At 52.6% G+C, this 14,458-nt stretch carries 12 protein-coding genes and 1 tRNA gene; 3 read left to right on the forward strand and 10 right to left on the reverse strand.

Annotated features, from left to right (window positions below; all coding sequences use genetic code 11):
* Nucleotides 1-261: 261 nt before the first annotated feature.
* Both ABHF33_RS02435 and ABHF33_RS02440 read left to right on the forward strand, forming a co-directional pair.
* Nucleotides 262-2,517, forward strand: a complete 2,256-nt coding sequence (locus ABHF33_RS02435; RefSeq protein ID WP_348945474.1) for a DNA internalization-related competence protein ComEC/Rec2 — start codon at nt 262-264, stop codon at nt 2,515-2,517.
* Between the two features lies 1 nt (nt 2,518).
* Nucleotides 2,519-3,310: an MOSC domain-containing protein gene (locus tag ABHF33_RS02440; protein ID WP_348945475.1), complete on the forward strand. Its 792-nt coding sequence runs from the start codon at nt 2,519-2,521 to the stop codon at nt 3,308-3,310.
* A 114-nt stretch (nt 3,311-3,424) separates the two neighbouring features.
* Here ABHF33_RS02440 and ABHF33_RS02445 read toward each other — a convergent pair whose 3' ends face one another.
* The 6 genes from ABHF33_RS02445 to ABHF33_RS02470 all read right to left on the reverse strand — a co-directional run bounded on the left by ABHF33_RS02445 (nt 3,425) and on the right by ABHF33_RS02470 (nt 8,561).
* The gene (locus ABHF33_RS02445; RefSeq protein WP_348945476.1) at nt 3,425-3,823 is read right to left on the reverse strand and encodes a VOC family protein; all 399 of its coding nucleotides are present in this window, start codon (nt 3,821-3,823) and stop codon (nt 3,425-3,427) included.
* Nucleotides 3,823-4,638, reverse strand: a complete 816-nt coding sequence (locus ABHF33_RS02450; RefSeq protein WP_348945477.1) for a CheR family methyltransferase — start codon at nt 4,636-4,638, stop codon at nt 3,823-3,825. The genes ABHF33_RS02445 and ABHF33_RS02450 overlap by 1 nt, the downstream gene beginning before the upstream one ends.
* Nucleotides 4,639-4,689: 51 nt before the next feature.
* The gene (gene ubiD / locus ABHF33_RS02455) at nt 4,690-6,213 is read right to left on the reverse strand and encodes a 4-hydroxy-3-polyprenylbenzoate decarboxylase (protein WP_348945478.1); all 1,524 of its coding nucleotides are present in this window, start codon (nt 6,211-6,213) and stop codon (nt 4,690-4,692) included.
* 70 nt (nt 6,214-6,283) lie between these two features.
* A complete protein-coding gene (locus tag ABHF33_RS02460; RefSeq protein ID WP_348945479.1) occupies nt 6,284-7,183 on the reverse strand; it encodes a D-hexose-6-phosphate mutarotase in 900 nt (299 codons plus the stop codon).
* Nucleotides 7,184-7,386: 203 nt separating this feature from the next.
* A complete protein-coding gene (locus ABHF33_RS02465) occupies nt 7,387-8,223 on the reverse strand; it encodes a dienelactone hydrolase family protein (RefSeq protein ID WP_348945480.1) in 837 nt (278 codons plus the stop codon).
* Nucleotides 8,223-8,561, reverse strand: a complete 339-nt coding sequence (locus ABHF33_RS02470) for a DUF4870 domain-containing protein (RefSeq protein ID WP_348945481.1) — start codon at nt 8,559-8,561, stop codon at nt 8,223-8,225. The genes ABHF33_RS02465 and ABHF33_RS02470 overlap by 1 nt, the downstream gene beginning before the upstream one ends.
* A gap of 204 nt (nt 8,562-8,765) precedes the next feature.
* Here ABHF33_RS02470 and ABHF33_RS02475 point away from each other — a divergent pair, with 204 nt between their 5' ends.
* Nucleotides 8,766-9,557 (forward strand): enoyl-CoA hydratase-related protein, encoded by a 792-nt coding sequence (locus ABHF33_RS02475; protein ID WP_348945482.1) that lies wholly within the window; start codon nt 8,766-8,768, stop codon nt 9,555-9,557.
* 40 nt (nt 9,558-9,597) lie between these two features.
* Here ABHF33_RS02475 and ABHF33_RS02480 read toward each other — a convergent pair whose 3' ends face one another.
* The 4 genes from ABHF33_RS02480 to lon form a co-directional block, all read right to left on the reverse strand.
* Nucleotides 9,598-11,436, reverse strand: coding sequence for a SurA N-terminal domain-containing protein (locus tag ABHF33_RS02480; RefSeq protein ID WP_348945483.1), 1,839 nt, complete (start codon nt 11,434-11,436; stop codon nt 9,598-9,600).
* A 123-nt stretch (nt 11,437-11,559) separates the two neighbouring features.
* Nucleotides 11,560-11,636, reverse strand: a tRNA-Asp gene (locus ABHF33_RS02485).
* 49 nt (nt 11,637-11,685) lie between these two features.
* The gene (locus tag ABHF33_RS02490; protein ID WP_028448819.1) at nt 11,686-11,958 is read right to left on the reverse strand and encodes an HU family DNA-binding protein; all 273 of its coding nucleotides are present in this window, start codon (nt 11,956-11,958) and stop codon (nt 11,686-11,688) included.
* 84 nt (nt 11,959-12,042) lie between these two features.
* Nucleotides 12,043-14,457, reverse strand: coding sequence for an endopeptidase La (gene lon / locus ABHF33_RS02495; RefSeq protein ID WP_157669977.1), 2,415 nt, complete (start codon nt 14,455-14,457; stop codon nt 12,043-12,045).
* Nucleotide 14,458: the final 1 nt, after the last annotated feature.

Below are 14,458 nucleotides of genomic sequence, written 5' to 3' on the forward strand. Positions count from 1 at the left end.
TTCTCCCTTTTTTATCATTTGAATTATATAAAAATACTGCAGCAGCTACGCAGAGCAACCCCGAATTAACTGCAACCTGGTTATTTGTCCGATTGTAAATCTGGTAGCCTCACTCTCGATGAATTGAACCATCTAATCTACCCGGCTGGTATCGGTACAAATCATCTGCTAGCAATAAGCATGTATCTTAGCCAAATTATTCCACGGTGTATCACTGCACAGACATATTGTCTGCTTCTGACTGCATTTGTGGTCGGCGTGATGCTATGCCAGCTTCAGCACCAGCTTGTTTCATACTGGCCAATTGTCACAATTGCCTTGTTCGCGCTCCCGCTAGCGCGACTTCGCAATCCATTCATTTCACGCCCAGCACTTGCTCTTCTTGCGGCATGTGTAGGGTTTAGCTGGGCACAATGGCAAGCCCAACAGGGATTATCACAGCGAGTACCTACGACACTGATCGGGCAAACAGTGCTGCTGCGCGGTGAAATTGCCAGCATTCCTCAGCGTACTCAGTTTGGTATTCGTTTTCTGCTACATCCCGAAGCTGGAATTGGTGATATGCACTGGCAGCCTCAGTACATACAGGTCAGCGTTTACGGCAAAGCCCCTATTTTCAAAGCGGGGCAGCGCTGGCAATTTCAGGCTCGCCTCAAACCGGTACGCGGGCAAATCAATCCGGGCAGTTTTGATCTGGAGCGCTGGTTTCTGCAGCAAAACATTGCAGCGACAGCAACAAGTGCCAAAAATTTCGAAGCGCTGGAGGGTAGCAGCTGGCGTACCGGCATATTGCGACTTCGTAGTATTTTGCTCGACAAAATTGATCGTGATCTGGGCGATCACGCCTATATCGGCGTGATCAAAGCCTTGTCGATTGGTGAACAGAGCCAGATCGGCAGCGAGCAATGGTGGCGCTTTTCACAAACTGGCGTCGTTCACCTGATCTCGATTTCAGGCTTGCATGTCACCATGCTCGCAGCGCTGGCCGGATTTCTCACCCAACTGATCTGGCGGCAAATTCCATTTCTACTCGACTATACCTCGGCTTATCGGGCTGGTATTATTGCAGGGGTATTGCTCGCAACACTATATTTTATAATATCGGGATGTAGTATACCCACCCAGCGTACAATCGCCATGCTGGCTATATTTGCCATTGCACTCTGGTATCAGCGACAAATACCAGTGGCCGTCGTCTGGCTCACCGCGCTCAGTGCCGTGGTTTTACTCGATCCGCTGGCGGTGTTATCGATTGGTTTCTGGTTGTCCTTTTTGACCGTCGGTATACTTTTCTGGGCCTGCGCCAACCGGATCTCGCCCAATCCGCGCTGGCAAGACTGGCTACGCAGCCAATGGGCAGCCACACTGGGCTCTCTGCCGCTTTTACTGGTTATTTTTGGCTATTTTCCGCTGATTTCTCCGCTTGCCAACGCCATTGCCATTCCTCTGGTGAGCTTGCTGATTACCCCACTCACCCTGATCGGCTTGTTTGATCCCAGCGGCTTTATTCTGCAATGTGCAGCCCAGTTAATGGCCTACTGTGATCTGGTCTTGCAATATTTACTCACCCTACCCTTGGCCAGCTGGCAACATCCACCGCCGCCCCTGCTAATGCTGCCGACCGCTCTGGTCGGCATTTTAATCCTGCTACTGCCAGCGGGCTTCCCAACCCGATTAACAGGCTTGGCACTGTTGATACCGCTACTGACTTATCAGCCAGAGAAACCACGGCACGGGCACTTCCGCGCCGTGGTGCTCGATGTAGGGCAAGGGCTGGCGGTGCTAGTGCAAACACAAAATCATGCGCTGTTGTTTGACACCGGGTACATCGGCAATGCCGAGCGCGTTCTGCTACCAGCCTTTCGCTCGTTCAATATCATGCAGCTGGATACCTTGCTGCTGTCACACAATGACAATGATCATATTGGTGGAGCCAGCCTGCTCTTGCAGCGCTGGCCTGTCCGGCATCTGCTGCATTCTTTGCCCGACACCCATGATGTATTCAAAGTCGGGAAAACAACATCCAGCCGACGTTGTCAGGCAGGCCTGCACTGGCAGTGGGATGGGATTCAATTTGACATCCTGTGGCCGGCGCATGGCTACACAAGCAGAAATGATAATGGCCAAAGCTGCGTCTTGCGGATCAGCAATGCGCACTTTGCCATGCTGATTCCTGCCGATATTGGCAAAACCGAAGAACTTGAGCTGCTTAGTCATGAATTACTGACCAGCGACATTTTGCTGATGCCTCACCACGGCAGCAAAAGTTCTTCGTCCATTCCTTTTATCCAAGCCAGCCGGGCTAGCTATGTGGTGGCCTCGGCCGGCTTTATGAACCGCTTCTCTCATCCGCACCCCACCGTGATCAAACGCTACCAAGCCGAAAATGCCACCCTGCTCAATACCGCAGAGCTGGGTGCTGTGCATTTTGCAGTCACAAACACCATTACAGTGAAGGCAGAACGATCTATCCCCCCACACTATTGGTACACTAGCGCCAGTCAACCGGAAAAATAATATGCAAATCACACTGTCTGCGCTTTATCGCTACCCGCTCAAATCAGGTCAGGCACAAGTGCTCAGGCACAGCCTGGTGAGCCCGGAAGGCTTGGCGCTGGATCGGGAATGGATGGTGGCCACACCGGAAGGGCAATACATTACCGCCCGTACCCACCCACAGCTGGTTCTGGTCAAAGCCGAGCCTTGCGATAGCGGAATTACCTTCAGCGCACCAGGGATGAATGATATTTTCACGCCATTGTCAGCCTTTGCTGCGCAGCAGCAAGCCGATGTCTGGGAAAACACGTTTTCCGCCCGCAGCGGTGCTCAGGAGCTCAATCACTGGATTTCAGCCTATCTGGAGCAAACAGCAATCATAATGTGGACAGGGCTGGAGCCGCATCGGCGCGTCAAAAATCACCCCGATGTCCCCATCCGTTTTGTCGATGGCTATCCGCTGCTACTCATCAGCGAAGGCTCTTTGGCAGAACTGACCCGGCAAGCACGGCAGGATTTTTCCATGCTGCGCTTTCGGCCCAATCTGGTCATCCGTAATGCAGAGGCCTTTGCCGAAGATCAGTGGCGGCGCATCCGGATTGGCGAGGTCATTTTCGAGCTGGTCAAACCCTGCGAGCGCTGTGTCCTGACCATCATCGACCCGGACACTGCCGAGAAATCACCGCAGCAGGAACCACTGCGCACACTGGCCAAATTCAGAAAATTTCCCGCTGGCGTGCTATTTGGACAAAACATGATTGCTCGCAGCACTGGCGAGCTGCGGCTTGGTATGGCGGTTGAGGTACTTGATTAAAACTGTCTTTATAGTGGGATGCCTGGAGCAACTCCAGCTGCAGACAGTAAATTAAGGGTATACGCTTGTAGGATAAATACCCATTATCCTACAGACATATACCCCCACTAAAAATCAATCCAGAGGAAACTGCGGATTCCAGGCCACTTCCCATAAATGCCCATCCGGGTCGGCAAAATAGCCCGCATAGCCGCCCCAATACACAGCTTGCCCCGGCTTGATCAGCTGACCACCACCATGCGCAGCCATCGCGAGCAGTTCATCCACCTCAGCTGGGCTGCGTACATTATGCGCCAGTGCAATCCCGCGAAAGCCGCTACCCGCCTCTGCCACACCAGCATCAGCGGCCAGCAGCTGGCGAGGAAACAGCGCCAGACGCATCGCGCCAAAATTGAAAAATACAACTTCATCCAGCACCTGATGCGGCACCAGACCCAGCGTATCGCGGTAAAACGCCAGCGATACCGCCAGATCGGCGACGCCCAGTGTGATAAAGCTGACGCGCGGCTCCATTAGCGCTTGGCCAGCTCGTAGACCGTTTTACCCTGCAATTTGAAAAACTCGGCTGCATGATAAAGATTTTCCGAATGCCCGACGTAGAGTAAGCCCTCAGGCTTCATCAGCGGAGCAAAACGCTGCAAGATCTTGTACTGCGTTTCCTTGTCGAAATAAATCATCACATTGCGACAGAAAATAGCATCAAACGGCCCACGCACCGACCAGTTGGGCTCAATCAGATTCAGCCGCCGGAAAGTAATCATATCGCGCAGCTCCTGCTTGAGCTGGTAGCGGCCATCGGGCTGAACGTTGAAAAAGCGCGAGACGCGCTGTGGCGACATTTTTTTGACTTCTTCGGCCGGATAAATGCCCAGACGACCCTTTTCCAGCACATTGGTATCCAGATCCGTGGCGATAATCTTGACGGGTGGACGCAGGGTATCGAAGGCCTCGCAGGCGGTGATGGCGAGCGAATAAGGCTCCTCTCCCGTGCTGGCCGCCGAACACCAGATACTGAATGTGGCGCAACGCTGCTCCTTAAGATAACGCGCCAGAATGTCGAAATGATGCGCTTCACGGAAAAACGAGGTGAGGTTAGTCGTCATCGAGTTGGTAAACAACTCGAATTCTTTCGGGTCACCGCGCTCCAGCACATGCAGATATTGCTGAAACGTTTTCAGATTGAGCGCGCGAAGGCGTTTGGCCAAACGCCCATAGACCATATCGTGCTTGGATTCGGATAAAGCGATGCCCGCGTAGTTGTAAATCATGGTCCGTACTTTTTCAAAGTCGGCATGGGTAAATTCAAATTCTCGATTCAATGGCAGCATGGACTTTCCCAATTCTTTAAGCGGCAGTAGTTCAGGATAGACTAAAGTCTTTTACAAGTTCAATTCCTGCCAGATTGCGTCAATCCGCGCCACGGCAGCCGGATCACGTGCGATCACCCTGCCCCACTCGCGGCTGGTTTCGCCCGGCATTTTATTGGTCGCATCCAAGCCCATTTTGCCGCCCAGCCCCGAAATCGGGCTGGCAAAGTCAAGATAATCAATCGGCGTATGCTCGACCAAGGTCGTATCGCGCACCGGGTCCATGCGCGTGGTAATCGCCCAGATCACTTCTTTCCAATCGCGGCAATCGACGTCGTCATCGACAATCACGATGTACTTGGTGTACATAAACTGGCGCAGGAACGACCACACACCAAACATCACGCGCTTGGCATGCCCCGGATATTGTTTTTTGATCGAGACAATCGCCATCCGGTAGCTGCAGCCTTCGGGCGGCAGATAAAAGTCAACGATTTCCGGAAACTGCTTTTGCAGAATCGGTACAAACACTTCATTGAGCGCAACGCCCAGAATCGCCGGCTCATCGGGCGGTTTGCCAGTGTAGGTGCTGTGGTAAATCGGATCGGGCCGCGTGGTGATACGTTCCACTTCAAAGACTGGGAACCAGTCTTGCTCGTTGTAATAACCGGTGTGGTCGCCATACGGACCTTCCAAAGCATGCAAGAAGCCACCGACCTCTTTCATCGGCACACCGTGCTCGGAAACGCCAACGTAGCCCGTTTCGCACGGTTTCAGTACACCCTCAAGCACAATTTCAGCCGTGGCCGGCACTTGCAGATCGGAACCGATGCAGCGAACCAATTCGGTTTTGCTACCGCGTAACAGGCCGGCAAACTGATATTCACTCAAAGTATCGGGCACCGGCGTCACCGCGCCGAGGATTGTGGCCGGATCGCAGCCCAGAACGACAGCGACCGGATAAGGCTGACCCGGATTTTGTTTCGCATGCTCACGGAAATCGAGCGCACCGCCACGATGCGCCAGCCAGCGCATAATCACCTGATTTTTGCCAATCACTTGCTGGCGATAAATCCCCAGATTCTGGCGCTTTTTATTCGGCCCGCGCGTGACCACCAGACCCCAGGTAATCAGTGGCGCAATGTCGCCCGGCCAGCAATGCTGGATTGGAATTACGCCCAGATCGACATCCGGGCCTTCAATCACGATGTCCTGACAGATGCCTTTGCGCACTTCCTTGGGTGCCATATTGAGCACCTGTTTCAAGAGCGGCAGCTTTTCCCACGCATCGCGAAAACCTTTGGGCGGCTCGGGCTCTTTCAGATACGCCAGCGTCTGACCAATTTCGCGCAGCGCCGAGACATCCTGCGCGCCCATTCCCAGCGCCACACGGCGCGGCGTGCCGAACAGATTGCCCAGCACCGGCATACTGTAGCCGGGTACGTTCTCGAACAGCACAGCAGGCCCTGCATTGCGCAAGATACGGTCACATAATTCAGTCATTTCCAGCTTGGCGGACACCGGCGTTTGAATTCGTTTCAGCTCGCCTTGCGCTTCAAGTTGCGACATAAAATCGCGCAAATCACGGTATTTCATCGTTATGCATCCAAAAAAAACGCCCGTTCAGGCGGGCGTTTTTAACTATCAATGGTCGAAAAAAAGCCGCTTAACGCACTTCGGACAGCGTCATCACCGCGCTAAAGCGCGAGTGAGGTGCAATCGTGAGCGCATTGTCAAAGACATCTCCGCGCTCAACGCAGACAAATTGCTGACGGTGCTCAAGCACATCCTGCATTTTGTCGGCATGATCGCCCGGATTCCAAACAATCGCGCTATGCGCTGAGCTACTAATTTTAATCTGGCGCGCGCCATCAATAATGGTTTGCAGCTCAGGCACATCAAGATACACACGGTCGGTCGCACCTGATAATTGCAGCGTTTCGGCCTGATAACGGCGGGTGATTTCGCCGATGGTATCAACGTAAGTCAGGTTTTCCAGACCCTGAATCGGGGACAGGGTATAGTCCGCAACCGCAAAGTAGGTATGAAATGCGTAGGTAAACGGGGCGGGGGTATTACTCAGATTGTCAACATTCAAGGTCAGCTTCAGCTCACGGCCCACTTCAATCTGCAGCTCAAAGCGGAATTCATGAGGCCACATCGCCAGTGTGCCAGCATTGCTGCTGAGGCTAACGATCAGCAAGGTTGAGCCATCGGCCTGATTGCTCACTTGCTCCAATACCCAGTCGCTAGTGCGCGCAAAACCATGTGACTGCAGGCCATCCGGATGACCGCCAAACCACGGTAGACACAGTGGAATACCGCCACGCACCGCCTTGCCCTGCTCAAAATGAGCCAGTGGTGATAACCATAAAATCTCTTCCCCAGCAGCAGGGACAAATGACAGCAAATGAGCACCCTGCAGCGTAAAAATGGCCGAGCACAGCGCATTCTCAACGACCACCACGGGCAGGCCTTCGCCAGTATGGGTAAAACAATCAGCCGATGACTTGATACTGACACCTTGTGCGCCAGACAAAATCGCTGAATAGTCGGTATTGCTCATTGTGTATTCGCTCCTGAATTCAAGCCGCTATTTTAATGCATTTCTGCCGCTGCACTATTGAATCAGCACAATAAATTGCGCAGCCTTCTGCCACGGTGGGCGGCCAGCGCACAGATGCCCGGATTAATCTAAGAGAGATCGCAATACAGGGATTTTGTTGCGCTGGGGAGAGCCTTGAGCCGCCAATAAAGATCTGCGGCTGATTACTGATTGGCTTGAAATGTTCGCGGTGGCACGCCTTCGATGCTCCGCGCGGGGTCAAACCAGCGTGAGAGCCATTTATAAGTGCGTCGCCACGCATCTTGCGCGGCCTCGGGATCGGCAATGTCTTCCAGTGCCAGGTGATTGGCAGGCAGATTCAAGGCCTCGTGCTCCAGATTATCGAGCATCAGATCAAAATCATGCCGCGCCTGCGGGTAGCTAACCAGATGAAACAGGCTCTGCCCTGACACCATGCTCAGCTCGGTACATTGCTCAATGGGCGTCAAGCCATCCTGCTGTCCGGCCAACAACAAAGTAGGTGCCGCAACGCGAAAATCAGCGCCCAGCAAAAGTCGGCAATTGGGATAAAACACCGCAGCCGAGCGCAGGCCCGGATTTTTCCGGCCCAGCAGCGCCAGTGCAGCGCTAGCTCCGCTATCCCAGCCGACCACAGCGATCCGGTTGGGGTCAATTTCGCGCCGCTGCTTCAGCCACTTCACGGCACGTTGCAAATTGTTTGCTCTGCGCCGCATTTCGGCTTTCTGCTGCTTGATGCTCTGCAGTGCGCATGGCTGCTTACGCCGCCCAGCATCATCGAGCAGTAGCACGCCAAAGTTGAGCTCCTGCAGCTGGCTACTCATGCGTGCGTAACGAATGGCCAACTGCTGATCACGCGCATACAGACCGCCACAACCATGCATCAGGATAACAGCAGGCGCCTGCTGGCGATCAGGCGCAAAGTATTGCCCTTTCAGGCCAGACTTACCCAAAGGCGCCGAAGCCGCCAAAGCAAAATGGCTGGTGGCAAAGCAGCAAACCAGCAGAAAAAGATACTTCATCAAGCAATCAGACGCAAAGCAAATGGATAACGGTAATATATGCCTTTACTGGCGTTCAGAGCACCCAGCACACTGCAAATGACATTGCAGAACCAGAGCACCAGCACCAACAACCAACCCAGGATAGGTATCCAGCCCAGGACCAAACTCACTAGCATCAGGGTGATCGACCAGTTCAGGGCTTCCTTGCCTGCATCAAACATAAACTCATCATCTTTTTTCAATACATAGATGACAAGCCCAGGAATAAAGCTGAAGAAAATCGTGAGCAAATAGACCAGCACTGCAATATTGCGTGAGTCCTGCGACGGGTGATGAAGGGGTGTGAGATCATGCATGCCAGTCTCTCCGAGAGTCTTATTGTTCAGCCAATAAGGCGGTGGATTTTACGCCTTATCGCCAGCCAGTTCCAACCTTTCTTGAACTTGGATCAGGCAATCAGTTCAGGAATTCATTTTACGCTGGCTAAGCGTTTGTTTTTGCACTAAACCATAGGTGCAGTGCAACAAAAACGCATGAAAACTACGTCAAGGAGCCGGACAATGAGTGATACGATCGACTGTCAAATGAGCAGCACAGGCGTCGTTACCCTCCGGCTGATTCGCCCCGAAGTATGCAATGCAATCAATGAAATCATGGTGGCCGAGCTGACGGCCACGCTAGCCGCCATCAGCCAGAACCCCGATGCCCGGGTGCTGGTTTTAACTGGCACCGGCCGTTTTTTCTGCGCCGGCACAGACCATCAGTGGATGCTCAAAGGCAGCCAAGCCGGGCCCGATCATAATTTTGAAGATGCACTGCACATTGCCCACCTGCTGCGCACGCTGGATCGCCTGCCAATTCCAACCATCGCCCATATTAACGGGCCAGCCATTGGGATGGGTATTGGACTGATTTCCTGCTGCGATATGGCCGTCTGCTCACCAGAGAGCTGGTTTTGTATACCCGATACCCGCTTGGGACTGATCCCTGCGGTGTTTGGCCCGTATGTCATCAATAAAATGGGGAGCAGCGCCGCGCGGCGCTATTTTCTGAGCACGGAGCGTTTTAGCCCCGCAGCCGCACAAGGCCTGGGCCTGATTCATGAATGCCCTGCCAGCGATGAGGAAGTAAGCGAACAGGTGGCACAATGGGTTCGTACTATTTTGCACAATAGCCCGCATGCGCTAACCGCAGCCAAACGCTTTATCACCTCGGTTGAGCACCGCCCAATCGATGACGCCATGCTGTCGGACACCGCGCACCGCATGGCTCACATACGATCACACGAAGAAGCTCAGGCTGGTCTGGACGCGTATTTAAGGCAGGCCAGCCCGGACTGGGCGCCCAAATAAAAAAACCGGCTTTTAGCCGGTTTTTTTATTTGGCGAGCGATCACTCGGCCTTTTTGGCCAATTGTTTGCTGTATTGCACCTTGATGTCTTTCTTGATGGCATCCAGATAAGCCGACAATTCAACCTGACCATACATTCTGGACAAATTTTCATCCATCTTGAATTTATTCTCAGCACTCAACGCAGGCGCCGGGATGGTTTTGCCCACTTTGTAAATCACATAGCCCTTGCCAGCTACATTAGCGCCCACATAGGCCTGCTGTTTACTGCTATCAACCTTGAAAATGGCTTTCAAATCACCCTCGGCCACCTCAGGTGCAGCAATACGGCTCAAAGCCTGTGCCTCACCCCATGCCAGTGCCACTTGAGCCCCCGAATTCAGTGCTTTGAGCTTGGCTTCGCCATCCGTAGCAGCCAGCTTGAGGGCTTTTTCCTGCTTGAGTTTGCTCACAATACCGGCAGAGACATCGGCCAATGGCTGAGTCTGAGTAGGCTGGAAGGCCAACACACGTACAGAAACCAGCTGGCCACGGCCCACTTCAATCGCTTCTGAATTGTGCTTTTTCTTTAGCACATCATCAGTAAATGCAGCTTCAAGCAATTTCGGGTTATTGAGCTGAGGCTCTTGAGCCGCTGTGCGAGTTACCCAGCCACTTTGTTCGATCTTCAACTTCAGCGCATCAGCCACCGGCTTCAAACTATCTGCCTGCTGATAGACGATTTCGCTGAATTTTTCTGATTGAGACTGGAATGCAGCCTGGGCTTTTTCCAGTTTCAACTGCTGTTCGATTTGAGGCTTCAGATCGGCAAAATTGGCGCCCTTGATATCATCAAGTTTCAGGATGTGAAAACCAAAATTGGTTTCAACAATCCCGCTAATCTGACCTTTGCTCATTTTAAAGGCCGCATCTTCAAAAGGCTTAACCATTGCCCCCTTAGCGAAAAAGCCCAGATCACCGCCATTGGCCGCTGAGCCAGGGTCCTGTGACTTGGCCTTGGCCAGCGTGGCAAATTGCGCCGGATTTTTCTTCACTTCGGCCAGAATCTGTTCAGCCTGCGCACGCACCTTGGCTTTTTCTTCGGCTTTCATCTCTTTGGCTGCATTGAGCAGGATGTGGCTGACTTTGCGTTCTTCTTTGGCAATATCAGCTTTATGCTCGTCAAAGTATTTCTGAATTTCGGCATCGCTCACCACTTGCTGCGCAGCCAGATCAGCCTGCGAGAAAGTGACGTATTCAAGCTTAACCCGGTCAGGCGATTTAAATTGCGCCTGATTCGCATCGTAGTATTGCTTGATTTCAGCGTCACTCACGGTCACTTGGGACAGGTATAGTTCTGGAGACAGAACAGCAGAAGAGACTTCGCGCTTCTCGCCCATCAGGGTATTAAGACGCTGCATCTGTGAATTTGACACGAAACCGGTCTGCATCACGCCATCCATCAGCTGGCGCAAAATCAGGTCTTGCTTAACTTTCTCTTCAAACTGGGCAGGAGACATTTGTTGTGAGGCCAGCATTTCCTGATAGCGCTTGGCATCAAACTTGCCATCGACCTGAAATGCAGGAATGGCCGCAATGGCGTCGCGCAATACAGCATCGGGCACAGCGAGGCGCAGCTCGCGGGCTTTTTCCTGTAGCAACTGCTGACGAACCAGTTGTTCGATAACCATCGGCTTCATTTCATCTGGCACAGCCTGATTGCCAATGGCCTGCGCCAGCTCACGCTCAGTGATCCGCGACTTGCCCACTTTAGCCAGATAGTCGTCGCCCTGCCCCATCGCTTCATAGCCACTAAAGCCAATACCGACAACGAGACCGACAGAAATCAGACCCAGAATTACCTGAACAGCGGTTTTATTATTGTGTACAAAATCAAACATGAACGACGAACTCCTGCTTTATGTGCGCGTTATCATGCCAGATTGCATGACTTATGTCTGTAAGAGAAGCAATATTCTGCGCATAAAACAAAAGGGCAAACTTGACGTTTGCCCTTGAGATTTTGGCGGAGTGGACGGGACTCGAACCCGCGACCCCCGGCGTGACAGGCCGGTATTCTAACCAACTGAACTACCACTCCAATCAGCGGATCAGCAACGATGGTGCGCTGACCCAGCTCGACAATTCAATTATTGAACTGCGTCTTTCAACGATTTGCCAGCGCGGAATTTTGGCTGTTTAGCAGCAGCGATCTTGATTGACTCGCCAGTGCGTGGATTACGACCAGTGCGCTCTTCACGTTCTGAAACGTAGAAAGAACCAAAACCAACCAGCGTCACTTCCTGACCGCTTTTAAGCGCGTTGGAGATCGCTTCTACGGTTGCATCCAGCGCTTTGCCAGCAGCAGCTTTAGACAGACCTGCTGATTCAGCGATTGCATCGATGAGTTCCGATTTATTCACTTACATCCCCTTTCTATTTTGATTAGATGAATCTGGTTGGTGCATTGCTTGATGTTTATATCAAGACCGCAAAATAAGTGTCAATTAATGCTTGAGACTGTGTTGGTTTGTATCAACGTTTGTCCCGGCAATGGCTTCATCTGCCGGGGTGTCGGCAGGTGTTGCAACTGGCATGCGTTCAAGCGCGTAGGCCAACACCTCATCAAACCACTTGACCGGATGAATAGCAAGGCCTCGCTTCACATTTTCCGGTATTTCGATCAAGTCTTTGACGTTTCCTTCCGGAATCAGTACCTGCTTGATGCCACCACGGTGGGCCGCCAGCAGTTTTTCCTTCAAGCCACCGATGGGCAAGACTTCGCCACGCAGCGTAATTTCACCGGTCATCGCCACATCGCAACGGACGGGTATACCCGTCAACACCGATGTCAGCGCCGTCGCTATGCCAATACCCGCCGACGGGCCGTCTTTCGGCGTCGCACCTTCAGGCAAGTGGATATGCATATCGTTTTTCTGGTAGAACTCGGGATCAATCCCCAAGCTCACCGCGCGTGAACGCACCACCGACAGCGCAGCCTGGATCGACTCTTGCATTACGTCGCCGAGCTTACCAGTCTGGATCATTTTGCCTTTACCCGGCAATTTCACCGTCTCAATCGTCAGCAATTCACCGCCCACTTCCGTCCACGCCAAACCAGTTACCTGACCGATCTGGTTTTTCTGCTCGGCAACGCCAAAGTCATAACGATGAACACCCAGGTATTTATCCAGATTCTTCGCATTAATCACCACTTTCTTATCAGATGGTTTCAGCAGCAGGGCTTTGACCACTTTGCGGCACAGCTTGGCGATTTCGCGATCAAGGCTACGCACACCGGCTTCGCGGGTGTAGTAGCGGATAATGTCGCGTACTGCGGTATCAGCAATCTGCAATTCTCCCTCAGCCACACCATTGTTCTTCATCTGCTTAGGCACGAGGTATTTCAGCGCGATATTCACTTTTTCGTCCTCGGTGTAACCCGATAGACGAATAATCTCCATCCGATCCAATAATGGCGCAGGGATATTCAGTGAATTAGCCGTGGCCACAAACATCACGTCCGATAAATCATAATCAACTTCGAGATAGTGATCGCTAAACGAATGGTTTTGTTCGGGATCGAGCACCTCAAGCAAGGCCGACGATGGATCACCACGGAAGTCGCTACCGAGCTTATCCACTTCATCCAACAAGAACAGCGGGTTTTTCACGCCGACCTTGGTCATGCTCTGCAAGATTTTGCCTGGCATCGAGCCGATGTAAGTACGGCGATGGCCACGGATTTCAGCCTCATCGCGTACGCCACCCAAGGCCATGCGCACAAACTTGCGATTAGTAGCGCGGGCAATGCTCTCGCCCAGCGAGGTTTTACCCACCCCTGGCGGGCCTACCAGGCACAAAATCGGGCCTTTGAGTTTTTCAACACGGGTCTGTACTGCGAGGTACTCAACAATCCGTTCTTTGACCTTTTCCAGACCATAGTGATCGGCATCGAGCACCGTATCAGCTTCGGCCAAGTCTTTGCTGATCTTGGTTTTTTTCTTCCACGGCAAGGCCAAAATGGTGTCGATATAGTTACGCACCACCGTCGCTTCGGCCGACATCGGAGACATCATGCGCAGCTTTTTCAGCTCGCCTTCGGTTTTTTCGCGCGCCTCTTTGCTCATACCGGCAGTTTTGATGCGCTTTTCCAGCTCGTCCAGATCGGCGTTTTCATCGAGTTCGCCCAGCTCTTTCTGGATGGCTTTAACTTGCTCATTCAGATAATACTCGCGCTGACTTTTCTCCATCTGACGTTTCACACGGCCACGGATGCGTTTTTCCACTTGCAAGATATCGAGCTCGGATTCGAGCTGTTTGAGCAAATGATCCATCCGCGCAGCAACGTCTTCCATTTCCAGCACGGATTGCTTTTGCTCAAGCTTGAGCGGCAAGTGAGCTGCCACAGTATCAGCCAGACGACCAGCAGTTTCAATTCCGGCCAATGAGGACAAGATTTCTGGCGGGATTTTTTTATTCAGTTTTACATACTGATCAAACTGTGCCAGCAAAGTACGGCGCATCGCTTCGGTTTCGTTGCTGTCTTCCGGCGCTGGCGCTTGTGGCGTTGCCGTCACACGATAAAAACCGTCGTCGTCCAGCAACTCTTCGACCACCGCACGTTGCAAGCCTTCAACCAGTACTTTGACGGTGCCATCGGGCAATTTTAGCAATTGCAATACCGTCGCCACCGTGCCAATCGGGTAAATATCGGCAAAGCTGGGCTCATCCTTGGCCGCATTTTTTTGCGCCACCAGCAAGATGTGCTTGCCCGACTCCATCGCGGCTTCGAGTGCTTTAATTGATTTGGGGCGTCCCACGAACAATGGAATCACCATATGCGGGAATACAACCACATCGCGCAATGGCAGGACGGGGAATGAGGTTGATTCTGCGGGTAGTAATGAGTGTTCGGACATT

This window comes from Chitinibacter sp. FCG-7, from assembly GCF_040047665.1.
GTDB classification, from domain to species: Bacteria; Pseudomonadota; Gammaproteobacteria; order Burkholderiales; family Chitinibacteraceae; genus Chitinibacter; species Chitinibacter mangrovi.